Source organism: Thermus antranikianii DSM 12462 (genome assembly GCF_000423905.1).
GTDB classification, from domain to species: domain Bacteria; phylum Deinococcota; class Deinococci; order Deinococcales; family Thermaceae; genus Thermus; species Thermus antranikianii.
Genome location: NZ_AUIW01000001.1, coordinates 171,942 through 191,758 on the forward strand (window position 1 = coordinate 171,942; position 19,817 = coordinate 191,758).

General features: G+C 65.8%; 21 protein-coding genes. 5 read left to right on the forward strand and 16 right to left on the reverse strand.

The genetic code is table 11. The features are described 5' to 3' along the window. Position 1: 1 nt before the first annotated feature. Together mnmE and hemL are read right to left on the reverse strand one after the other, a co-directional pair. Entirely contained in the window at positions 2-1,300 is a 1,299-nt protein-coding gene (gene mnmE, locus G584_RS0100820) for a tRNA uridine-5-carboxymethylaminomethyl(34) synthesis GTPase MnmE (protein ID WP_028492915.1), read from the reverse strand. 3 nt (positions 1,301-1,303) lie between these two features. Further along, positions 1,304-2,578, reverse strand: a complete 1,275-nt coding sequence (gene hemL / locus G584_RS0100825) for a glutamate-1-semialdehyde 2,1-aminomutase (protein ID WP_028492916.1) — start codon at positions 2,576-2,578, stop codon at positions 1,304-1,306. A gap of 102 nt (positions 2,579-2,680) precedes the next feature. On the opposite strand from hemL, the gene G584_RS13185 reads away from it, so the two are divergent. Continuing rightward, complete coding sequence (locus G584_RS13185) at positions 2,681-3,133, forward strand: thiol-disulfide oxidoreductase DCC family protein (protein WP_169378061.1); 453 nt, start codon at positions 2,681-2,683, stop codon at positions 3,131-3,133. An 87-nt stretch (positions 3,134-3,220) separates the two neighbouring features. Here G584_RS13185 and G584_RS0100835 read toward each other — a convergent pair whose 3' ends face one another. The 11 genes from G584_RS0100835 to G584_RS0100880 all read right to left on the reverse strand — a co-directional run bounded on the left by G584_RS0100835 (position 3,221) and on the right by G584_RS0100880 (position 14,624). Further along, complete coding sequence (locus G584_RS0100835) at positions 3,221-4,216, reverse strand: alpha-ketoacid dehydrogenase subunit beta (RefSeq protein WP_028492917.1); 996 nt, start codon at positions 4,214-4,216, stop codon at positions 3,221-3,223. Continuing rightward, positions 4,210-5,250 (reverse strand): pyruvate dehydrogenase (acetyl-transferring) E1 component subunit alpha, encoded by a 1,041-nt coding sequence (gene pdhA / locus G584_RS0100840; protein WP_028492918.1) that lies wholly within the window; start codon positions 5,248-5,250, stop codon positions 4,210-4,212. The genes G584_RS0100835 and pdhA overlap by 7 nt, the downstream gene beginning before the upstream one ends. Further along, positions 5,247-6,365 carry a pyridoxal phosphate-dependent aminotransferase gene (locus tag G584_RS0100845; protein ID WP_028492919.1) on the reverse strand — a complete coding sequence of 373 codons (1,119 nt, stop codon included), beginning with the start codon at positions 6,363-6,365 and terminating at the stop codon, positions 5,247-5,249. Before G584_RS0100845 ends, pdhA begins: the two co-directional genes overlap by 4 nt. Before the next feature lie 20 nt (positions 6,366-6,385). Further along, on the reverse strand, positions 6,386-7,297 hold the full coding sequence (locus tag G584_RS0100850) for an ABC transporter ATP-binding protein (RefSeq protein ID WP_018112305.1): 912 nt from the start codon (positions 7,295-7,297) through the stop codon (positions 6,386-6,388). Beyond that, a complete protein-coding gene (locus G584_RS0100855; RefSeq protein ID WP_019550167.1) occupies positions 7,297-8,058 on the reverse strand; it encodes a hypothetical protein in 762 nt (253 codons plus the stop codon). The genes G584_RS0100850 and G584_RS0100855 overlap by 1 nt, the downstream gene beginning before the upstream one ends. Positions 8,059-8,066: 8 nt before the next feature. Beyond that, positions 8,067-8,819: an ABC transporter gene (locus G584_RS0100860; RefSeq protein WP_015717245.1), complete on the reverse strand. Its 753-nt coding sequence runs from the start codon at positions 8,817-8,819 to the stop codon at positions 8,067-8,069. Between the two features lie 199 nt (positions 8,820-9,018). Continuing rightward, positions 9,019-10,437, reverse strand: a complete 1,419-nt coding sequence (locus G584_RS0100865) for a radical SAM/SPASM domain-containing protein (protein ID WP_018112301.1) — start codon at positions 10,435-10,437, stop codon at positions 9,019-9,021. A gap of 270 nt (positions 10,438-10,707) precedes the next feature. Continuing rightward, positions 10,708-10,956: a hypothetical protein gene (locus G584_RS12870; RefSeq protein WP_245563272.1), complete on the reverse strand. Its 249-nt coding sequence runs from the start codon at positions 10,954-10,956 to the stop codon at positions 10,708-10,710. Positions 10,957-11,030: 74 nt separating this feature from the next. Further along, the gene (locus tag G584_RS11805; RefSeq protein WP_245563274.1) at positions 11,031-11,843 is read right to left on the reverse strand and encodes an MFS transporter; all 813 of its coding nucleotides are present in this window, start codon (positions 11,841-11,843) and stop codon (positions 11,031-11,033) included. 19 nt (positions 11,844-11,862) lie between these two features. Continuing rightward, positions 11,863-12,837: a hypothetical protein gene (locus G584_RS12410; protein WP_081454917.1), complete on the reverse strand. Its 975-nt coding sequence runs from the start codon at positions 12,835-12,837 to the stop codon at positions 11,863-11,865. A gap of 323 nt (positions 12,838-13,160) precedes the next feature. After that, a complete protein-coding gene (locus G584_RS0100880; protein ID WP_015717249.1) occupies positions 13,161-14,624 on the reverse strand; it encodes an ATP-binding protein in 1,464 nt (487 codons plus the stop codon). Between the two features lie 101 nt (positions 14,625-14,725). On the opposite strand from G584_RS0100880, the gene G584_RS0100885 reads away from it, so the two are divergent. Both G584_RS0100885 and G584_RS0100890 read left to right on the forward strand, forming a co-directional pair. Beyond that, entirely contained in the window at positions 14,726-14,950 is a 225-nt protein-coding gene (locus tag G584_RS0100885; protein WP_008632330.1) for a ribbon-helix-helix domain-containing protein, read from the forward strand. Beyond that, a complete protein-coding gene (locus G584_RS0100890; protein ID WP_008632333.1) occupies positions 14,947-15,342 on the forward strand; it encodes a type II toxin-antitoxin system VapC family toxin in 396 nt (131 codons plus the stop codon). The genes G584_RS0100885 and G584_RS0100890 overlap by 4 nt, the downstream gene beginning before the upstream one ends. On the opposite strand, the gene tpiA is transcribed toward G584_RS0100890, so the two are convergent. Genes tpiA through gap form a run of 3 tightly spaced genes read right to left on the reverse strand, consistent with a single transcriptional unit; the run spans position 15,339 to position 18,312 of the window. Further along, on the reverse strand, positions 15,339-16,091 hold the full coding sequence (gene tpiA, locus G584_RS0100895; protein WP_028492920.1) for a triose-phosphate isomerase: 753 nt from the start codon (positions 16,089-16,091) through the stop codon (positions 15,339-15,341). The two genes, G584_RS0100890 and tpiA, sit on opposite strands and share 4 nt — an antisense overlap. 55 nt (positions 16,092-16,146) lie before the next feature. Next, positions 16,147-17,316: a phosphoglycerate kinase gene (locus tag G584_RS0100900; protein WP_028492921.1), complete on the reverse strand. Its 1,170-nt coding sequence runs from the start codon at positions 17,314-17,316 to the stop codon at positions 16,147-16,149. Next, positions 17,317-18,312 (reverse strand): type I glyceraldehyde-3-phosphate dehydrogenase, encoded by a 996-nt coding sequence (gap, locus tag G584_RS0100905; protein WP_028492922.1) that lies wholly within the window; start codon positions 18,310-18,312, stop codon positions 17,317-17,319. Between the two features lie 186 nt (positions 18,313-18,498). Between gap and G584_RS0100910 the strand changes: the two genes are divergently transcribed. Both G584_RS0100910 and G584_RS0100915 read left to right on the forward strand, forming a co-directional pair. After that, complete coding sequence (locus G584_RS0100910; RefSeq protein ID WP_019550159.1) at positions 18,499-19,104, forward strand: biotin transporter BioY; 606 nt, start codon at positions 18,499-18,501, stop codon at positions 19,102-19,104. Position 19,105: 1 nt separating this feature from the next. Continuing rightward, positions 19,106-19,816: a carbon-nitrogen hydrolase family protein gene (locus G584_RS0100915; RefSeq protein ID WP_028492923.1), complete on the forward strand. Its 711-nt coding sequence runs from the start codon at positions 19,106-19,108 to the stop codon at positions 19,814-19,816. Position 19,817 lies beyond the last annotated feature (1 nt).

Sequence of the window (19,817 nt, forward strand, 5' to 3'; positions counted from 1 at the left end):
GCTACTTCCCCACGCAGAAATTCTGGAAAACCCGGGCCACCACCTCCTCGGAAACCTCCTTCCTTCCCCTTAAGGAAGCCAAGGCCTTGAGGGCCTCCTCGAGAGCCAATCCCATGAGGTCCTCCGGGAGGTTTTGCGCCTCCAAAAGCCTCTCCCTGGCCTGATGAAGGGCCTCAATCTGCCGCTCGCTCAGGAGGTACTCCCCTCCCCCCCTGCCCAAAAGCGCCTCCCGGATGGCCTCCTTAAGCTGGCCTAATCCCTCCCCCGTCACGCTGGACACCGGGATGAACTCCGCGTCCTCCCAAAGGGGAGGTAGGTCCGCCTTGGTGGCCACCTTCAAGGTCCTTGGGGGTAAGGGAGGAAGGGAAGGCCTGGGAGCCGAGCGGTCGGCCACGTAGAGCACGAGATCGGCTTCCTCAGCAATTCTTAAAGCTCTTTCCACCCCTGCCCGCTCCAGGGGATCCAAAGTGTCCCGAATGCCCGCGGTGTCCACCGCCACCAGGGGGATGCCGAAAAGCTCCAAAGGCGCTTCCAGGTAGTCCCGGGTGGTGCCGGGGATGGGGGAAACCAAGGCCCGCTCGTAGCCCAGAAGGGCGTTTAGAAGCGAGCTTTTGCCCGCATTAGGAGCTCCGATCAAGGCCAGGCGGGCTCCCCGTTGGGCCAAGCGGGAGGACCTTGCCTGGGCAAGGAGGGCCTCCACCTCCTCCAGCACCTCCCCGATCACCTTTCTGGCCTCGAGGGGCTCCACCCCCTCCTCGGGATAGTCCAGAAGGGCCTGGATGTGGGCAAGAAGGGAAAGAAGCCTATCCTCCAAGGCGGCGATTTTCCGGGAGAAGCTCCCCTCGAGGCTCCTCAAGGCCTGGCGGCGGGCCAGGTCCCCTTCCGCCTCCACCAGGGCCAAAACCGCCTCCGCCTGCGCCAGGTCCAGCTTCCCGTTCATGTAGGCCCGGAAGGTGAACTCCCCAGGACCGGCCAGCCGGGCTCCCGCCTTCACCAGGGCCTCCAGGACCCTCCTCAGCACCGCCATCGAACCATGGGTGTGGAACTCGCAGGCATCCTCCCCCGTGTAGGATCTGGGGGCTCGGAAGACCAAAAGCAGGGCTTGGTCCAACACCTCCCCGGTTTCCGGGTCCACCACCTCCCCCAGGGTAAAGCGCCCCCCTTTCAGCTTCCTGGGGTCCTTTCCCCGCCACACCCGGCTTGCCACCTCCAGGGCCCCCTCCCCGGAAAGCCGCACCACCCCGATGGCCCCCTTGCCCAAGGGAGTGGCGATGGCGCAGATGGGGTCCTTCAGGGTCATGGGCTAGAGGGCTTTCTCCAGGGCCTCGAGGGTAAAGGCCACATCCTCCTCCTTATGCGCCACGGACAGGAAGGCCGCCTCAAAGTTGGAGGGCGGCCAGTACACCCCCCGGTCCAACAGGCCGTGGAAGAAGCGCTTGAAGAGCTCCGTATCCGTGCGCCTGGCCTCCTGGAAGGTGGCCACAGGCCCTTCGGTGAAGAAAACCGTGATCATGGAGCCCATGCGGTTTACCGTGTGGGGAAGACCCTTTTGGGAAAGCACCTCCTTGAGCCCTGCCTCCAGCCTAGCCCCCAGGGTTTCCAGGTACCCGTAGTAGCCGGGATTCCTCTCCAGGATCTCCAGGGTAGCCAGGCCCGCGGCCATGGCCAGGGGATTCCCCGAAAGGGTCCCCGCCTGGTAGACGGGTCCCAAGGGGGCCACCTCTTCCATGATCTCCCGCCTGCCCCCGTAGGCGGCGGCGGGAAGGCCGCCTCCCAGGATCTTGCCCAGGGTGATGAGATCGGGCTTAAGCCCAAGCCGTTCCGTGGCCCCACCGAAGGCCAGGCGAAAGCCCGTCATCACCTCGTCGGCGATGAGGAGGATTCCATACTCCCGGGCCCGGTGCAAGGCCTTGAGGAACTCCTCCGTGGGGATAAGGACCCCGGCGTTGCCCACCACCGGCTCAAAGATGATGGCGGCGATCTCCTCACCCCGTGCCCTAAGAAGCTCCCTAAGCCCCTCGGGATCGTTGTACTCCAGGACCAGGGTGAGGCCGGCGTACTCCTCGGGCACCCCAGCGCTACTCGGTACCCCAAAGGTGAGGGCTCCGCTCCCCGCCTCCACCAAAAGGCCATCCGCATGCCCGTGGTAGTTGCCCCGGAACTTGACGATATACTTCCTCCCCGTATATCCCCTGGCCAGGCGCAAGGCGCTCATGGTGGCCTCGGTCCCCGAGTTCACGAAACGCACCAGCTCCACCTGGGGGTAGGCCCGCTTCACCACCTTGGCCAGCTCGGCCTCGAGGGGATGAGGAGCCCCGAAGGTAAGGCCCTGCTCCGCCACCTCCTTAACCCTCCTGACCACCTCCGGGTGGGCGTGACCCAGAATCAAGGGCCCCCAACTTAGCACATAGTCCACGTACCGGTTCCCATCGGCGTCCCACACGTAGGCTCCTTCCCCCCGCACCAGGAAGGGAGGAGTACCCCCCACCGCCTTGAAGGCCCTAACGGGGCTGGAAACCCCGCCTGGGATGTGGGCTTGCGCCTCCAAAAAAAGCCTCTCGGAAATGGGCCTCTCCATACCCTTCACTTTACGGCAGTCGAAAGCCGTGACCCAACCTCCCGGCCATGTAACCAAAGGATGCCCTTCCCCTGAACCTACGTGGTAAGGTTCCTTATGAGCATGCGGGGCAAAATTGGCCTTTTCAGAGCCGAGAAGGCCCATACCCCTAAGCTCCTCGTCGTCTATATAGACGGCGGTTGCCCTCTCTGCACCAGGGCAGGGCACTTAATCCTGCGCCTGGACCTCCTCGGCCTCTGCCGGGTTACCTCTTACCGCAAAGACCCGAGCTTCGAACGTTTCGGCCTCACATTCCAAGCCTTAGACCGAGAAATCCACGTGGTTTGGCAAGCGGGGAAGAAACATGAAGTTGTCCAAGGCTTTGACGCCCTCGTCCTGCTGGCCAAATTCCTTCCTCCCCTCTGGCCTTTCTTGCCTGCGCTTGCCCTCCTCAAGTTAACCGGCCTCGGGCCTAAGGTGTACCGCTGGCTTGCGGACAATCGAACGCTTATCCCAGAAACAGGGTGTAAGGGTGGAGCGTGCACCCCAAAGGGCACGCGGTTTCCCCCCGAATAAGGGCACTGCCTTCCTGGCTCGCCAACTCCCCAGCCGCGCCCAAGCCTTGCTCACCCCGCCCCAAGAAGCCTCTTGAACTTGACCGCCTTAGTAGGTGAGCACCCGCCTTAAAGCCGCCAGCACCCGGCGAGCGTTGGGGCGGTAGTGGTGCTCGATGGCGCTGAAGGGAGGATAAGGGGCATCGTACCCCGCCACCCGCACCACAGGGGCCTGGAGGTGATCAATGGCCCCCTCGGCGATCCGGGCGGCGATCTCGGCCCCAAATCCTCCGGTGCGCATGGCCTCGTAAACCACCACCGCCCGGCCGGTTTCCCGAACGGCTTCCAGAAGGGTATCCTCGTCCAAAGGGACCAGGGTTTCCAGGTCCACCACCATGACCTCCACACCCTCCCGAGCCGCTACTTCCGCCGCCTCCAGCATCACCTCCACCATGCCCCCGTAGCCGATCAGGGTGGCGTGCTTCCCTTCCCGCACCACCCGGGCCCTGCCCAAGGGGAGGGTATAGTAGCCCTCAGGCACCTCGGCCCGGGCTCCCCGGTAAAGCTTGATGGCCTCCAGGAAGAAGACCGGGTCCTCGTCCTCTATGGCGGCGAGGAGGAGGCCTTTGGCCCTTTCAGGGCTCGAGGGAATCACCACCTTAACCCCCGGGGCATGCGCCAGAAGGGCTTCAGGGGAGTCCGCATGCTGTTCGGGAGTGTGCACCCCTCCCCCATAAGGAGCCCGCACCACCACGGGGAGACCCACCCGCCCCCGGGAACGATGGCGCCAGCGGCCCAGGTGGGAAAGGATCTGATCCAGGGCCGGGTAGAGAAAACCAGCGAACTGGATCTCCGCCACAGGTCGCATCCCTCCCATGGCGAGGCCAATGGCCAGGCCCAGGATGCCGCTTTCCGCCAAGGGGGTATCGAACACCCGGCTCTCGCCATATTTGGCCTGGAGGCCCTCCGTGACCCGGAACACCCCCCCAAGCCGTCCCACGTCCTCCCCGAAGACCAAAACCCGCTCGTCCCGAGCCAAGGCCAGGTCCAGAGCCTCGTTGATGGCCTGGACCAGGTTCAGCACCCTGGCCTTTTCCGCTACCATAGCTCCTCCACGTGCTTCCCTTGCCTCAAAGCCTCCCAAGCCCGTTTCTGGTCAGGACCCATTTCCTTGTAGACGTGCTCCACGATCATCTCAGGGCTGGGCTCGGGAGCCTGGTCGGCCAAGGCCAGCTCCCGAGCAAACTCCTCCTCCAGCTCCCTCAAAAGAGCCTCCTCCGCATCCCCATCCCAAAGCCCCGCCGCCTCCAGGGCCTTGCGGAGGCGCAGGATGGGATCCTTAGCCCGCCAAGCTTCCTCCTCCTCCCGGGTGCGGTAGCGGCTCGGGTCGTCGGAGGTGGTGTGGGGAGCCAGGCGGTAGGTGAGGGCCTCGAGGAGGGTGGGGCCCTCCCCCTTTCGTGCCCGTTCCACCGCCTTCCTGGCCTCCAGGTAAACGGCCACGGCGTCGTTGCCGTCCACCACCACCCCGGGAATCCCATACCCCTCCGCCCTCCTGGCGATGAAGTCCACCCGCATCTGCCGGCTTCGGGGCACGCTGATGGCGTAGCCGTTGTTCTGCACCAGGAAGAGGACCGGAGCATCAAAAACCGCGGCAAAGTTAAGCCCCTCGTGGAAATCCCCTTCGCTGGTCCCGCCATCCCCGATGGAGGTGGCCACCACCCAGTCCTCCCCCCGGTACCGGCCCGCCAGGGCCAGACCCACCGCCTGGGGAATCTGGGTGGCGATGGGGATATAGGGATTCACCGCCCGTACCTCCTCGGGAAAGCGCCAGCCCGCGGGGTGGGCCCGCCAGTAAAGGATCAGGACGTGGATGGGAAGCCCCCGGGCCAGGAGCAGGGCAGACTCCCGGTAGCTGGGCACCACCCAGTCCCTCTCCCCCAAGGCCAGGGCCACCCCCACCTGGGCCGCCTCCTGGCCCATAAAGGGGGCATAGACCCCAAGCCGCCCCTGGCGCTGGAGGATCAAGGCCTTCTCGTCGAAAAACCGGGCCCGGCGCATGGCCCGGTAAAGGGCAAGGGCTTCCCCTTCCTTAAGGGGAAGCTCTCCTCTATCCAGGTACTGGACCACCTTGGGTTTCACGCAGGGGAGTTTACCACGGCGGCCAGGCGGTCCAAGGCCAGGAAGATCTCCTCCTCGCTTTTGCAAAAGGCAAAGCGGAAAAGCCCAGGAGGAGGGTCTTCCCGGTAGAAGGCGCTGGCGGGAATCAAGGCCACCCTGGCCGCTTCCACCAGCTGGAAGGCATCAAAGCCGGGAAGCTCGGCCATGAGGAAGTAGGTACCCTCAGGCTCGTAAGCCTTAAGGCCCATGGACCTGAGCCCGGAAAGGAGCAGGTCCCGCCTCTTCCGGTAGCCTTCCCGCAGGGCCTCGTAAAACCCCTCTTTCCGGGCCAGCCTCAAGGCCTCCGCCACCCCCGCCTGCAGGGGGCTTGGAGCGGAGAAGCTGGTCCACTGGCGCATCCCCGCCAGGGCGGGCATGAACTCCTTGGGCCCCACGATCCAGCCCACCCGGTAACCCGTGGCCTCGAGGCGCTTCCCAGCACTTCCCACGGTAAAGGTGCGCTCGGGAGCGAACTCCCTCAGGCGTCTTGGCCTCTGCCCGAAGTAAAGCTCGTCGTACACCTCGTCGGAAACCAGGAAGAGGTCGTGCCTTCGGGCCAAGGTTGCCAGGGCCCTTAGCTCCTCCTCGCGGAAGACCAAGCCCGTGGGGTTCATGGGGGCGTTGACCAGAAGTAGGCGGGTGCGGGGGGTGATGGCTTTCTCCAAGGCAAAGAGGTCCAGACGGAAGCCCTTTTCCCCAAGTTCAAGCCGCACCAGCCTGGCCTCGGCCCCGGCCAGGAAGGCATCGGGCAGGTACACGTCGAAGAAAGGCTCCAGGACCACCACCTCGTCCCCGGGACCCACCAGGCTCTGCAGGAGAACATGGATGGCCTCCGTGGCCCCGGAGGTGACCACCACGTTCTCGGGCTCCACCCCGAACTCTTCCGCCAGGGCCTCCCTGAGCAGGGGAAGCCCCGCCGGGGGAGCGTACTGGTCGTAGCGCCCCAAGGCTTTGCGCACCGCCTCGAGGAGGAAGGCAGGCGGTGGGTTGGAGGGAAAACCCTGGCCCAGGTTCACCGCCTGGAGCCTTGCCGCCAGCTGGCTCATCTTGGGAAAGATGCTCTCCCGGGCAGCCTGGGTGCGGGGGTGCAGGCGCATGGGGATAGGGTAGCGCAAAGTTATGCGCTGGGGGAAGGGCGGGCCTCCCCGAAGAGGTGGAGGAAGAGGGCCTCGAGGCTCGGCGTCCCCCGGGAGACCTCCAACACTTCCACGGGGAGGGTTCCCAAGACCTCCCGCAGCGCCTCCCACGGCCCCAGGAAGAAGAGGACCTCGGGGCCTTCCGCACTCCAGCCGGGGCCCAGGGCCTTGAGGAGGGCCTCCGCCTTGGGCTCGGCGAGGCGCACCCGGTACCCCTCCCCGGCCCAGTCCCGGAGGAGGGCCCGGGTGGGGCCCTGCCGCCGCACCTCCCCCCGGTGGAGGAAGGCCACGCGGTCGCTCACCCGCTCCACCACCTCCAGGTCGTGGGAGGTGAGGAGGATGCCCCAGCCCTCCTTCTTAAGCTCCAGGAGGATCCCCTCAAACTCCCTCCGGCTCACGGGGTCCAGGCCCAGGGTGGGCTCGTCCAGAAGGAGGAAGCGGGGCTTGAGGGCGAGGGCGAGGGCCAAGGCCGCCTTCTGCTGCATGCCCCGGGAGAGGGAGGCGAGGGGGGCGTGGAGGCGGTCCCTTAGGCCGAAGCGCTCCAGCCAGGCCTCAAACCGGGGGCGGACCTCCCTGGGGGGAAGCCCCCGGATGCCCCCGAAGTAGAGGGCGTTCACCAGGAGGCTCAGGTTGACGTAGAGGTTGCGGCTTCCCTCCAGGAGGACGCCGAACTCGTGGCCCTGGGGCCTGCGCCGCGCCCCGCCCTCCTCCAGGACCACCTCTCCCGCGTCGGGCAGGAGGAGGCCGAGGACGACCTTGATGAGGGTGGTCTTGCCCGCCCCGTTGGGGCCCAAAAGGCCCAGGATCTCCCCGGCCCCAAGCTCCAGGCTCACCCCCTTGAGGGCCTCCAGCTTGCCGAAGCGCTTGTGGACGTTCTGCACCAAAAGCCGCATCAGTACCTCCCTAATAGGCCCCTCCGCCGCACCGCCGCGTAGACCCAGGCCATGGCGAAAAGCCCCGCCCCGAGAAAGAGGAGGGCCTGCACGAAGGCGAGGAGGAGAAGCCCGGGGAACGCCCCCTCCCCGGTGAGGGCGAGCTTCAGGAGCTGCGTCCCTGGGGCAAAGGGGAGGGGGGTCATCCAGGGAGCGAAGCGAACCAGGGAGAAGAAGTAGGGCAGGAAAAGGAACTGGACGATGGTGAAGAAGCCCTCCACCCGCTTGAAGTGAAGGGCGAGGGCCCCCATGCCCAGAGCGAAGCCTAGGGCGGCGAGGTAGAGAAGCAAAAGGCTCAAAGGCCACCAGGGGGCGGGGGCGAGCCGCACCCCGAGGAGAAGGGCGAGGGGAAGGAGGACAAGAGCGCTTGTGGTGATGCCCTGAAGTCCCCGTACGAGGGCGCGCAGGAGGAGCTGTCGGAGAAGCCCTCCCCGGGCCAGGCCCAGATGCTCCAGGGTGCCTAAGGCAGCCTCGGACTGTACGGAATAGGCGATGGACTGGAAGGTGCCCACCACCAGGTTGAAGGCGGCGAAGACCAGGAGGAGGGGGCCCAGGTCCAGACCTAGGCTCGCCAGCCCCTCGGGGGTCAGGTTCTCCAGGCCGAGGACCATGGAGTAGAAGAAGAGGACGGAGGCCAGAAGCCCCGCCAGGGTGTCAAACCAGTAGCGCCTGGTCAGGTTCCACTCCAGGAGAAACTCGCTCCAGAGTTGCCAGCAGAGCATCACACCTCCTAGAACCTCCCCAATATACCCCGCCTGCGCACCAGGCGGTACATGTAGGCCATGGCCCAAAGCCCCAGGGCGAAGAGGAGGAGCCCTTGAAAGAGGGCCAGGCCCAACAGGCCCCAAGGCGCCTCCGCCCCTGAGAGGCTAAGCCGCAGGAGGTGCACCCCGGGGGCGAAGGGCAGGTGGGCCATCCAGGGCTCAAACCGGACCAGGTAGAAGAAGTAGGGCAGGAAGAGGAACTGGACGATGGTGAAAAACTCGTCCACCTGCTTGAAGTACAAGGCAGTGGCCCCCATGAGGAGGCCGAAGCCCAAGGCGGCCAGGAAAAGGGGCAAGAACCCCAAAGGCCAGCGGGCCAGGGGGCCTAGGGTCACGCCGAAGGCCAAGGCCAAGGGTAGGAGGACCAAAAGGCTCCAGAGAACTCCGAATAGGCTTTGCACCAGGGCCCGGAGGAGGAGCTGGCGCAGGAGGCCTCCCCGGGCCAGGGCCATGTGTTCCAGGGTCCCCAGTTGCGCCTCGCCCTGGACCGTGTAGGCGATGGACTGGAAGGTGAACAAGGTGAGGTTGAAGGCCGTGAAGACCAGAAGCAGGGGGCCTGGGTCCAAGAAGCGGGCCTCCTCGGGGGTAAGCCGGCTAAAGCCCAAAAGGATTGCGTAGAAGTAGAGGAGGCTCCCCCCCAGGTTTGCCAGCGTGTTGAACCAGTAACGCCGGGTTCGGGCCCAAGAGAGCAGGAACTCGCTCCAAAGCGGCCAGAGCATGCAGACCTCGCTAAAGATGTGGATGGCAGCAGGAAGTTTCTTGGCACCTGGTAGCCTGCAGCCATCCAGGACTTGGCTACATTAGCCCTATTATCTTTGAGGGCAGGGCGCGGGCATCCTTCCACCGCAACCCGGGTCACCCAAGGGCTGCACCCGGGAAGGCTTTACAATCCACCGCATCTTTCCTCACCTCCTTTCCCTAGCCCGTGCAGGGCCGAGGTGCCGGCTCCGCCTCGCCTGCACGTTCGGCTAGCAAAGTAAAGGTACGCTTCCAGTTCCACTTGAAGGTGGTGCACTCCAGCTCCACCTTCCCCTCAGGCATGGCCTCGGGGAAGACCACCTTCAAGGGGCACCCCCCCATGCACGCAGGAAGCCAGGTGCAACGGGAGCAGGCGAGCTCTTCGGAGAAGGGGTCCCAGGACATCCAGCGCTGGTAAACGGGGTTCTCCGCAAGTTGCAGGGGATCGTATTCCAGGAGGTTGCCCACGGCGAACTCGGGCTGCCCCACCGTGTCCCAGCACTTCTGCAGGGTGCCGTCGGGCTCCACCACGAAGCCCTCCGGATGGGCGGCCACGCACCCTCCAAGCTGAAGGGAGGGGTAGGGAAGGGTGGCCAGGCCTAGGCTTTCCGCAAGGGTGAAGTACTCCGGCTCAATCCGGGCGAAGTCCTTGCGGGTAAAGCAGAACCCCTTGACCCCGTGGCTGGGCGGGGCGGTGGAGGTTACGGGGGCAAAGTAGACCCGCAGGTTCTCCTGGTGGGCCAGCCCTTCCTCGGCCAGACGCTTCAAGAGGGCGGGCACGCCCTCGCGGTTCCGGACGTCCACGTTGACCCGGATGTGGACGAAGACGGGTTTCCCGAGGAAGAGGCGCAGGTTGGCCAGGATGCGCTCAAAGCTCCCTTCCCCGGTAAGGAGGTGGCGGCGCTGGTCGTGGTAGGGAGCGTCCCCGTCCAGGGTGATCTGGACCAGGTGAATGCGGTAACGGACCATGTCCGCCACCTTCCCTTCGTCCAGGAGGTAGCCGTTCGTGATGAGGCTCGCGCTGTACTCCACGCGGTTCCTCTCGGCTACCTCCAAGAACCCCTGGGATAGCCTCTGGACGACATCCCAGGCCAGGGTGGGCTCACCGCCAAACCAGGTGACGAAGAACTTGCTGAGGCGGGGGGCTTTTTGAGCGAAGACCTCCAGGAGCTTGGCCTGAACCGCTTCGGTCATGCGGCTCACCCGGTGCCGCTGGAAGCAGTAGTCGCAGCCGAAGTTGCAGTCTATGGTGGGACAGATCGTTAGGCTCCAGGCCTCCGTGGTGTAGCGCTGCCGCAGGTGGAGGGTCTTAAGGTAGGCCAGCTCGTCAAAGTTCTCGGGAACGACGAAGCGGCCTTCCACGAGCCCCTGGTCTACAGGGTTCTTGGGGTCCAAGGGCTCCCCCTTGACCAGGGCCGTGTAGCGCGCCCATCCTTCTGAATCCAAGACGGCCAGGCCACCGGAGAGGGAGTTGAAGGCGAGCTTCTCGCCCGTGAGCAGGGTGTGGAAGTGGTTGAAGCGGCTCGGCTTATAGGCTGCCCCTCCCCGGGCTGGTGCCTGGGCGGGTTCATGGAGGTTCACCACGAGTAGCTGCAACATCCCGTCTTGCATGCCCTTTCACCCCTCTCGGCCATCCTCAGGCTGGCCTTAAGGTAGCAAGGGGAAGGTAACGCTCGCGTAACTCAGAAGACTCTCATAAAGACCCCAGGGCGTTACGCGGAGGTTACGTAAGCCTGGGTAGCCTTTAAACATGCAGTTCCTGTGGCTTCTCCTCGCCCTCCTCGGGGGCTCTGGGGTCCTTCCCCAATGCCTCGCCCCCCACTGCCCGCCCCCGGGGCCGGGGCTTTAAGTGTCCGTACTAGCCTGCCTTCACCGCCACCCCCTTCCCGCCCAGGAGGCGAGGGCGAGGAGGAGCCCTCCGGCCAGGAGGAAGGGAAGGGGGAGGGCCACCCCCGCCAGGGCCCCGCCTAAGAGGGGGCCTAAGGGGGCCAGGGCTCCGCTCAGGAAGAGAAAGCCTCCCGCCACCCGGCCCCGAAGCTCCGGGGGGGCCTGGCTCAGGCGCACCGCCCCGGCCACCGCGCCGAAGAGGGCGCCCCCAGCCCCCAGGAGAAAGGTCAAACCCGCGAGGAGGGGCCAGGGGGGAAGCAGGGCGGTCCCCAGGAGGCCTAGCCCCGCGAGGCCCAGGGCGAGCCTCAGGGTACGGTACCTCCTTCTCCTAACCGCCCCAGGACCGCCCCTACCAAGAGCCCTCCCAAGGCCCCCCCGAGGCTCTGGACTGCGCCCAGGAGGCCCAGGATCCAGGAGACCTCCCCCAGGCTCCGCAGAACCACAAAGGGCAGGAGGCCGGCGAAGAAGGCGTAGGCCAGGCCCAGGAGGGCCTCCTGGAGCAGGAGAGGACGGAGGGAGGGGCTTTCCCAAAGGAAGCGCAAGCCCAAGAGGCTTCCCCCCTCTGGTCTCACCGAGGATCTTGGGGGCAGGGGAAGGGCGCGGTAGAGCCCGGCCGCGAGGAAGAGGAGCCCGCTTCCCAGGCCGACGGTCCAGGGGCGGCTTCGGGTGAAGAGGAGACCTGCGGCCAGATCGGAAAGGGCGTCGGCAGCGGCATAGAAGGCCCCCAGCTGCCCCCGGGCCCGAGCCAGGGCCTCCTTGGGGAGGAGGTCGGCGAGGAGGGCCCCGGCGGCCACCATCCGCAGGGCCTCCAGGAAGGCGAAGAGGAAGCCCAAGAGGTAGAGGGGGAGGGGAGAGGGGGCGCTGAGGAGGGGGAGGAGGGCCAGGGTGAGCCCTCCCTGGCCCAAGGCGGCCAGGAGGAGGAGCCTTCCCCTAGGCCACCGGTCGGCCAGATGCCCCCCGTAGAGGGCGAAGAGGGGCTCGGCCAGGAGGCGGAAGGCCAGGGCTAGGCTGGCCTCTAGGGGGCTCAAGGCCCCAAGAGCGGTGAGGGCGGCGTGGGCGAAGTAGAAGAACCCCGCCCCGAAGAGGCGGAAGGCTTCCAGAGCAAGGAGCGGGGCCACAAGCATTAGAGGACGCTTGTCATGAAGAGAAGCCTGTTACTTCCCAGACGACCCCATTTGTGGGAGAGCAAACTAGCATCTTTTCCCCATCTGGGGTGAAGCGCACGCAAGTCGGAGAGGGCAAGCCCCTCACAACCGGGGGATCAAATGCATAGCTTCTAGATTCCTGCGGATCTAGGGCAATTATAGTTCCTTGAATTGGTTGTGTGACGTACAGCAGGTGGTTGTAGGGATGGCCAATGATACCTCCGAGCTCACCCAAATCGTAACCGATCGTGTGCCTTTCTGCTATCTCTAAGGCACTCTGGGGCCTAGAGTTTTGCTCCTCAAGTGGAAACACCACTACGCGTCCTAGGCTCGAAATCGCCAGAACGAGGGTATCCTCTACATCGGGTAGGAAGGTTGTCCATGAGTTTTTACTGCACTTACTTGCAAAGGCGCTCCAGTTTTCTGGCCAAGTTTCTGGAGGGGTAAACCCTTCGGTACCCACCGAACGCCGACTCGGGATGTCTATGATCACGGGGGTTGGCGTTCCGGTAGTAATCTCGCTGACAAGGCCCCTGACATCTTCCAGAGAGTCAGACCGAGCTGACGAGACTACGAAGATACGATGGCTTCCTTTCCTACTTCTAACACAAGTGATGCTATAAGGCCTTATCAGGCCAGAGCAAAAGACTGGCATTTGGGAGGCAGGTCCACCATGTGTGATGTCAACCACCCTTTCGCCCCAAAACTCTGAAAGAATAATCCTGCCGTCGGGCAACGGGCACATGCTGGAGGGCCCCTGGAGCCCCCAGGCAAAGGGCTTGGCCTCCTCCATGTCCCCGCCCTTGGTGACGTCCTTCACCTTGCCCGTGGTGCGCTCCACCACCAGGAGCCTGCCGTCCGGGGTCCACTCCATGTGGGTGGGCGCGTGCAGGTTCCAGGCGAAGGGCCTCACGTGAACCCGCCGCGTCCGGCCGCCGACCTTGACCTCCTGCACTTCCTTGAGCATCTCCTTCACCCCCTTACGGGTTAGCCTCAGGGTAGCAAGAGGAAGGTAACGCCCGCGTAACTCAGAAAGCTCTCATAAAGACTCTAGGGCGTTACGTGGAGGTTACATGGGCCGGGGTAGCCTTCAGGCGTGCGGCTCCTCTGGCTTCTCCTCGCCCTCCTCGGGGGCTCTGGGGTCCTTCCCCAGTGCCTCGCCCCCCACTGCCCGCCCCCGGGGCTTGGGCTCTAAGCGCCACTTCGGCTTTGCAACATGGGATGCCCAAGCCGGGGCTGTGGGAATACCTTTTGGGGCCCCCACCGCGGCCAAAGCTGCGGTGGGGTACCTTAGAGGCCCCACTCCCTCCTGAGCCTTTCCACCCGGGCCTGGGCGATGGGAAGGCGGGGGTCTTGGGAGGGTAGCCTCTCCAGGAGGGCCTCCCAGACCCCCAGGTCCTCCCCCAGGCGCTCGGCCAGGAGGAAGAGGCTTTCCACCTCGCCCTGGGCCAAGACCGCCCGCCTCAGGGCCTCTTCCAGCTCCGCCCTCAGGGCCTCCACCCCCGGGGCCTGGCTCTGGGGGAGGAGGGGGCCCCGGTAGCGGGCAAGGGCCCCGCTCAGGTCTCCTTGACGCAGGGCCCCCCATACTTCCAAGAAGTCCGCCTGTAGGGCCTGGGCCAGGCGGTAGGGCCGGCTTTTCACGGCAAGCCCCCGTTGCCTCAGGCGGAGCACCTCCATGCGGAGGGCGGGCCCGTTGGCCTCCCCGTAGAGGGCCAGGGCCAGCTCCTCCCCCCTCCACCCCTCCTTCCGGGCGAGGAGGAGGACGAGGAGCTCCGCCTGGCGCAGGGGGAGGGGCTTGCCCCCAAGCCTTGGCTCTCCCAGGGCCTGGAAGTGGGCCGAGGGGCTTGCGGCCCAGAGGAGCTCCTGCCCCCTCCGGGAGAGCTCTCCCAGGAGGGGGTGGGGCCTTCCCAGGAAGAGGAGGCCCCGCATGGCCTCCTCCGCCACCTCCTCCAGGAGGAGGGGCAGGGTCTTGGCCACCCCTTCCTCGTCCTCCCGGTAGAGCCCTTCGGCCAAGGCGAGGAGGGCCTGGGTGAGGGGCTCCTTGGCCCAGGGCCTCGCCGCCAGGAGGAAGGGGAGGACCTCCTTCCCCAGGAGGCGCACCCCGGCGGGGGCGAGGTAGGGAAGGGCGGGAAGAGGGGCCTCGCCCAGGGCCTTCCGCAGGTAGGCCCTCCCCGAGGCCTCCTCCCCCTGGAGGAAGCGCAGGTGGGCCATGAGGAAGCGGGCGTAGAGCCCCGTGCCCCCCTCCAGGGCCAGGAGTTCCACCTGCCGGAGGAGGTCGGGGAGGGGAGGGTCCTCCTCGGCGAGGAGGGCGAGCCAGGCCCACTCCAGGAGGGCGAAGGGGCCAAAGCCCCGGGCAAGGGCAAGAGCGGCGTAGCCCAGGGCCTCCCTGAGGCGGCCAAGCCCCCTTAGGGCGCGGGCCAGGGCGAAGGCGAGGCGGGCCTCGGCCTTGGGGTCTCCCTGGAAGCGGTGGAGGGCCTCCTCCAGGGCCAGGGCCCCCGCCTTTGGAGGGAGGGCCAGGCCCAGGTGGTAGAGGGTGAGGGGGGTCTGGGCCCTTCGGGCGGCCTCCAGGGCCAGGGCGCGGTAGGCCCGAAGGTTCCCCTTACGGGCCTCTACGAAGCCTAGAAGGGCCAGGCGCTCGGCCTCCGGGAGGCCTTCTTGGGAAGTTTGGAGGAGGGCTTCCGCCTCCCGGTCCCGCCCTTCCTCCAGGAGGCGGAGGGCGGGGGCCAGGGGGCTTGCCGGGAAATCCAGGGCCATGGAGCCATTTTAGACGTGTGAGGGCCTGAGCTTCCGCCCCTGCGGCTCTGACCCTCGAGGTCCGCTGACGACACCTACCATATAAGGTGTACAGTGAAGACATGGAGAAGACGACCCTCTACCTCCCCCCTGAGCTTCACCGCGCCCTAAAGGAGGCCGCGCGGCGGGAGGGCAAAAGCCAGGCAGAGCTCATCCGGGAGGCCTTGGCCGCTTACCTTACCCAGCGCCAAAGACCCGCCTTTCGTTCCCTAGGCGTGGGCGAGGACGAGGAGCTCTCCGGGCGCGCCTCCGAGGGGTGGCTGGAAAGGGTCTGGTCCGAGCGATGATCACTCTGGACACCTCCGCCCTCTTCGCCCTCCTGAACCGGAAGGACCCGGACCACGGCCGCGTTAAGGCGCTCCTTCTTTCTGATCCAGGTCCCTACCTGGTGCCCATGGGCATCCTCGCCGAGATCGCCTACCTCGCGGAAAGGCGCCTGGGCCTTGGGGCCCTCGAGGCCTTCCTCCAAGACCTCGAGGCCGGGGCTTTCTCCCTGGAATGCGGGGAAGAAGACCTGCCCCGGGTCAGGGCGCTCGTGGCCCGGTACCGGGACCTGCCCTTGGGCTTTGCCGACGCCGCGGTCGTCGCCGTAGCCGAGCGGAACGGGGGCCTGGTCCTAAGCTTGGACCGGCACCTTCACGTGGTGGCGCAGGAGGGGACCATCCGGGTACTCCCCTAACCCGCGATCCGGAGGAGGGCGAGGAAGCTTTCAAGCTCCAGGCTCGCCCCGCCCACGAGCCCCCCGTCCACGTTGGGCATGGAGAGGAGGTCGGCGAAGTTCTTGGGGTTCACGCTCCCCCCATAGAGGATGCGCACCCGCTGGGCAAACCCCGGGCCGTACCGCTCCGCCAGGGCCTGCCGGATGGCCTGGTGCATGGCCTCGGCGTCCTGTGGCGTGGCGTTCCGTCCGGTGCCGATGGCCCAGACCGGCTCGTAGGCGATCACCAAAGCCTCAGGACCCGGAGGGTTGAGGCCCTCGAGGCTTCCCCTTAGCTGGGCCAGGGTATAGGGCACCGCCTCTCCCCTTTCCCTCACCTCCAAAGGTTCCCCCACGCAAAGGATGGGGGTAATCCCCTCCTCCAAAAGCCTTTTCGCCTTCTCCGCCACCAGGGCATCCGTCTCGTGGTGGTAGCGCCGCCTCTCCGAGTGCCCCACGATGGTATAGCGGCACCCCAGATCGGAAAGCATCCGGGCAGAAACCTCCCCCGTAAAGGCGCCTTCCCGGTGAGGGGAGACATCCTGGGCCCCGTAGGCCACCTGGGTACCGGAAAGCACCTCCCTGGCCACGGGAAGCATGGGAAAAGCAGGCAGCACCGCCACCTCGGACTCTAAAGGAGGCAGAAGCCTCTTGAGCTCGGTAAACCAAACCCGGGCCTCCGAGGGCACTTTGTGCATCTTCCAGTTTCCCGCCACCAAGACCCTGCGCATGCCGCCATCCTACAGGAAAACCCCGCCCCAGGGGGCGGGGTTGGAACGGGCGTTCCTACTCCAGGACCTCAATCCCCGGGAGGGTGCCCTTCTCCAGGTACTCGAGGCTCGCCCCACCCCCGGTGGACACGTGGCTAAACCGGTCCTTAAGGCCCAGGCGGTTCACCGCCGCCACGGAGTCACCCCCTCCCACCACGGTGAAGGCTCCCTCCAAGGCCGCCACCGCCCGGCCCACCGCCAGGGTACCCTTGTCGAAGGGCGGTACCTCAAAGACCCCCATGGGCCCGTTCCAGAAGACCGTTCTGGCCCCTTTTAAGGCCTCGGCGAAGGCCTCCTGGGTCTTGGGCCCGATGTCCAAGCCCATATAGGGCACAGGAATGGCGTCCGCAGGGAAGGTACGGGTCTCCACCCCAGCCTCGATCCGCTCGGCCGCCACCACATCCACGGGCAGGTGCACCCTTACTCCCAAGGATTCCGCCCGCCGAAGCAGGTCCTTGGCCAGATCCAAGCGGTCCTCCTCCACCAGGCTCTTCCCCACCTCGCCCCCAAGGGCCTTGACGAAGGTGAAGGCCATGGCACCGCCGATAAGAAGGTGGTCTATGCGGGGCAGGAGGTTTTCTATGACCCCGATCTTGTCGGAAACCTTGGCCCCCCCGATGACCACCGCATAGGGCTTCTCCGGATCCCGGAGGAGCCGGGAAAGGGCCTTCACTTCCTTTTCCATGAGGAGCCCGGCAAAGGAAGGGAGAAGCCTCGCCACCCCCACCACGCTGGCGTGGGCCCGGTGGGCACTGCCAAAGGCATCCAGGACAAAGGCCTCCCCCAGCCGGGCGTAACGGGCGGCAAGATCGGGGTCGTTCTTCTCCTCCCCTGGCTCAAAGCGCACGTTTTCCAGGAGGGCCACCTCCCCCGGGGCCAGGGCCTGTACCGCCTGGTGCGCCTGGTCGGAACCAGGGCTATGGGGCACGAAGCGGACGCCGGAAAGGTACTGGCCCAAGGCCTCCGCCACCGGGGCCAGGGAGTACTTGGGGTCCACCCCTTTGGGCCGCCCCAGGTGGGAGAGGAGGACCAGGGAAGCCCCTGCATCGAGGAGGTGGCGCAGGGTGGGAAGGCTTTCCTGGATGCGGGTATCGTCCTGCACCACGCCGTCCTTGATGGGAACGTTATAGTCCACCCGCACCAGGATGCGCTTCCCCCGGGGCTCCAAGTCCTTAAGGGTGCGCATCTAAACCCCCTTCTTCAGCACCAACTCCACCAGATCCGCCACCCGGTTGGCGTAGCCCCACTCGTTGTCGTACCAGGCAAAGACCTTTACCAGGTTGCCCAGGGCCTTGGTGAGCTTGCCGTCCACGATGGAGGAGTGGGGATCCATCACGATATCCTGAAGGACGATCTCATCCTCGGTATAGGCCAGGATGCCCTTCAAGGGCCCCTCGGCCGCCGCCTTGAGGGCGGCGTTCACCTCCTCTGCGGTCACCTCCCGCTTGAGAAGGGCGGTGATGTCGGAGATGCTCCCCGTGGCCGTGGGCACCCGCAAAGCAGTCCCGTCGAAACGGCCCTTCAGGGAAGGAAGCACCAAGGCCGTGGCCTTAGCGGCCCCGGTGGTGGTGGGGATGATGTTGATGGCCGCCGCCCGCGCCCGGCGCAGGTCCTTGTGGGGCAGGTCCAGGACCCGCTGGTCGTTCGTGTAGGAGTGGACGGTGGTCATGAGGGCCTTTTCCACGCCAAAGGCCTCCTCCAAGACCTTCATCACCGGGGCCAGGGAGTTGGTGGTGCAGGAGGCGTTGGAAATGATGTGGTGCCTGGCCGGGTCGTACTGCTCGTGGTTCACCCCCATGACGATGGTGATGTCCTCCCCTTTGGCCGGGGCGGTGATGATGACCTTCTTGGCTCCCGCCTCGAGGTGGGCCTTGGCCTTGTCAGCATCGGTGAACACCCCCGTGGACTCGACGACCACATCCACGCCCAGGCTTCCCCAGGGAAGCTCCTTGGGATCCTTGATGGCGGTGGCCCGGATGGCCTTGCCGTCCACGTAAATGTTCTCGTCATCGTACCCCACCTCGCCGGGGAAGCGGCGGTAGATGGAATCGTACTTGAGCAGGTGGGCCAGGGTTCGGTTGTCGGTAAGGTCGTTGATGAGGGCTATTTCCACCCCCCGCCCGTGGAGGATCCGAAACACCTGACGGCCGATTCTGCCGAATCCGTTGATGCCTACCTTCATAGCTTACCTCCCCACGTGGCTCCTCGCCCCCTTGCCGTAGGGGTCAAGAGCTATGGCTTCAGTATATCGGCTTGTCCATAAGTGACTGACCGCACTTGGCTTAAGCAAACCCTCCCCCTTGACCCGTCAACCTCAAGATCGTATTTTTGTTGACGACCACCCCGCGTGGTCGAGGAGGTATGGAAGATGAAAACCGAGGTTCTCCCTTATCCACCCCTGGTTAAAACCCTCTGGCCCCACCGCACCCTGGCCCGGGACCTGGCCCTGATCCTGGCGGGTAGCCTCCTGGTGGCCCTGGCCGCCAGGATCAGCATTCCCCTGCCCTTCACCCCCGTGCCCATCACCGGCCAAACCTTGGCGATCCTCCTGGTGGGAGCAGCGTTGGGAAGCCGCCTTGGCTTCCTGTCCCTCTTGGCCTACCTGGCGGAAGGAGCCATGGGCTTACCCGTCTTCGCCGGGGGTACAGGGGGCTTGGCCAAGATCCTTGGCCCCACCGGGGGCTTCCTTCTGGCCTTCCCCTTGGCCGCAGGCTTGGTGGGGCTACTGGTGGAGCGGTTCGGCCTGGACCGGAGCTTCCTGGGAACCCTTTTGGCCATGCTGGCAGGCAACGCCCTGCTCTACCTGGTAGGGCTTCCCTGGCTTGCCGCCTGGCTCATGGGGGCAGGAAAGTTCGCGGGCACCGGCGCCCTTTTGGCCATGGGGCTTTTCCCCTTCATCCCCGGGGACCTGGTGAAGGCGGTGGTGGCGGCCTTGGTCCTGCCCTCTGCCTGGAAGGTCCTGGGAAGGCGCTAGCGTGCGGCTGGCCCTGGCGCACCTTGGAAGGCAGGAAAGCCTACCCAGGCTTTTAAAGATCCTTGTCCCCCTGGTGCACCAGGCCCGGGAGGAGGGGGCCTTGGCCCTCCTCCTCCCCGAGCTGGTCCTGGGGAGGCAAGAGGAAGAAGACCTTCCCCAAGCCCTCGAGGCCCTGGCCGAGGAAAGCCGCATGAGGGTGGTAGCGGGCTACCTGGCCCAAGGCCCCAGGAACCGGCTTGGCGTCTTCCCCCAGGGCCCCTTCTACGACAAGGTGCATCCCTTTCTGGCCCTGGGGGAGGAAGGGGACGAGGGTGTTGAGCCTGGGGAAGGTCCCGTGGTGTGGGAGTTCCAGGGACAAAGGTTTGGGCTCGCCCTTTGCTATGACCTGGATTTCCCCGAACTTTTTCGCAGCTACGCCTTGATGGGCGCCGAGGTTTTTCTGGTGGGCTCCGCCTGGCCGGGGGAGTACCAGGAGCTTCTTGCGGTCCTGGCCCGGGCGAGGGCCGCGGAGAACCAGGCCTACCTCCTCCTCGCCAACCGGGCGGACACGGGAAGCCCTTCCCTGGCAGTAGCCCCTGATGGGCGCCTTTTGGCCTCGAGGCGGGAGGAAGGCCTCCTCGTGGTGGACCTAGACCTGGGTTTCCTGGAAGAGTACCGGGCCCGCTACCCCATCCTCCGCCACCGCCGGATAGAGGCCTACCGGCTCTGGTAAG

Excerpts from the sequence above, each read along its gene's own strand:
- mnmE (WP_028492915.1), bottom strand. The coding sequence starts at position 1,300 with ATGACCCTGAAGGACCCCATCTGCGCCATCGCCACTCCCTTGGGCAAG.
- G584_RS0100900 (WP_028492921.1), bottom strand. The coding sequence starts at position 17,316 with ATGCGCACCCTTAAGGACTTGGAGCCCCGGGGGAAGCGCATCCTGGTG.
- G584_RS0100845 (WP_028492919.1), bottom strand. The coding sequence starts at position 6,365 with ATGCGCCTGCACCCCCGCACCCAGGCTGCCCGGGAGAGCATCTTTCCC.
- G584_RS0100880 (WP_015717249.1), bottom strand. The coding sequence starts at position 14,624 with ATGGCCCTGGATTTCCCGGCAAGCCCCCTGGCCCCCGCCCTCCGCCTC.
- G584_RS0100885 (WP_008632330.1), top strand. The coding sequence starts at position 14,726 with ATGGAGAAGACGACCCTCTACCTCCCCCCTGAGCTTCACCGCGCCCTA.
- G584_RS0100890 (WP_008632333.1), top strand. The coding sequence starts at position 14,947 with ATGATCACTCTGGACACCTCCGCCCTCTTCGCCCTCCTGAACCGGAAG.
- G584_RS0100860 (WP_015717245.1), bottom strand. The coding sequence starts at position 8,819 with ATGCTCTGGCCGCTTTGGAGCGAGTTCCTGCTCTCTTGGGCCCGAACC.
- G584_RS0100865 (WP_018112301.1), bottom strand. The coding sequence starts at position 10,437 with ATGTTGCAGCTACTCGTGGTGAACCTCCATGAACCCGCCCAGGCACCA.
- G584_RS0100850 (WP_018112305.1), bottom strand. The coding sequence starts at position 7,297 with ATGCGGCTTTTGGTGCAGAACGTCCACAAGCGCTTCGGCAAGCTGGAG.
- G584_RS13185 (WP_169378061.1), top strand. The coding sequence starts at position 2,681 with ATGCGGGGCAAAATTGGCCTTTTCAGAGCCGAGAAGGCCCATACCCCT.
- G584_RS12410 (WP_081454917.1), bottom strand. The coding sequence starts at position 12,837 with ATGCTCAAGGAAGTGCAGGAGGTCAAGGTCGGCGGCCGGACGCGGCGG.
- G584_RS0100855 (WP_019550167.1), bottom strand. The coding sequence starts at position 8,058 with ATGCTCTGCTGGCAACTCTGGAGCGAGTTTCTCCTGGAGTGGAACCTG.
- tpiA (WP_028492920.1), bottom strand. The coding sequence starts at position 16,091 with ATGCGCAGGGTCTTGGTGGCGGGAAACTGGAAGATGCACAAAGTGCCC.
- G584_RS0100910 (WP_019550159.1), top strand. The coding sequence starts at position 18,499 with ATGAAAACCGAGGTTCTCCCTTATCCACCCCTGGTTAAAACCCTCTGG.
- G584_RS0100835 (WP_028492917.1), bottom strand. The coding sequence starts at position 4,216 with ATGGTAGCGGAAAAGGCCAGGGTGCTGAACCTGGTCCAGGCCATCAAC.
- gap (WP_028492922.1), bottom strand. The coding sequence starts at position 18,312 with ATGAAGGTAGGCATCAACGGATTCGGCAGAATCGGCCGTCAGGTGTTT.
- hemL (WP_028492916.1), bottom strand. The coding sequence starts at position 2,578 with ATGGAGAGGCCCATTTCCGAGAGGCTTTTTTTGGAGGCGCAAGCCCAC.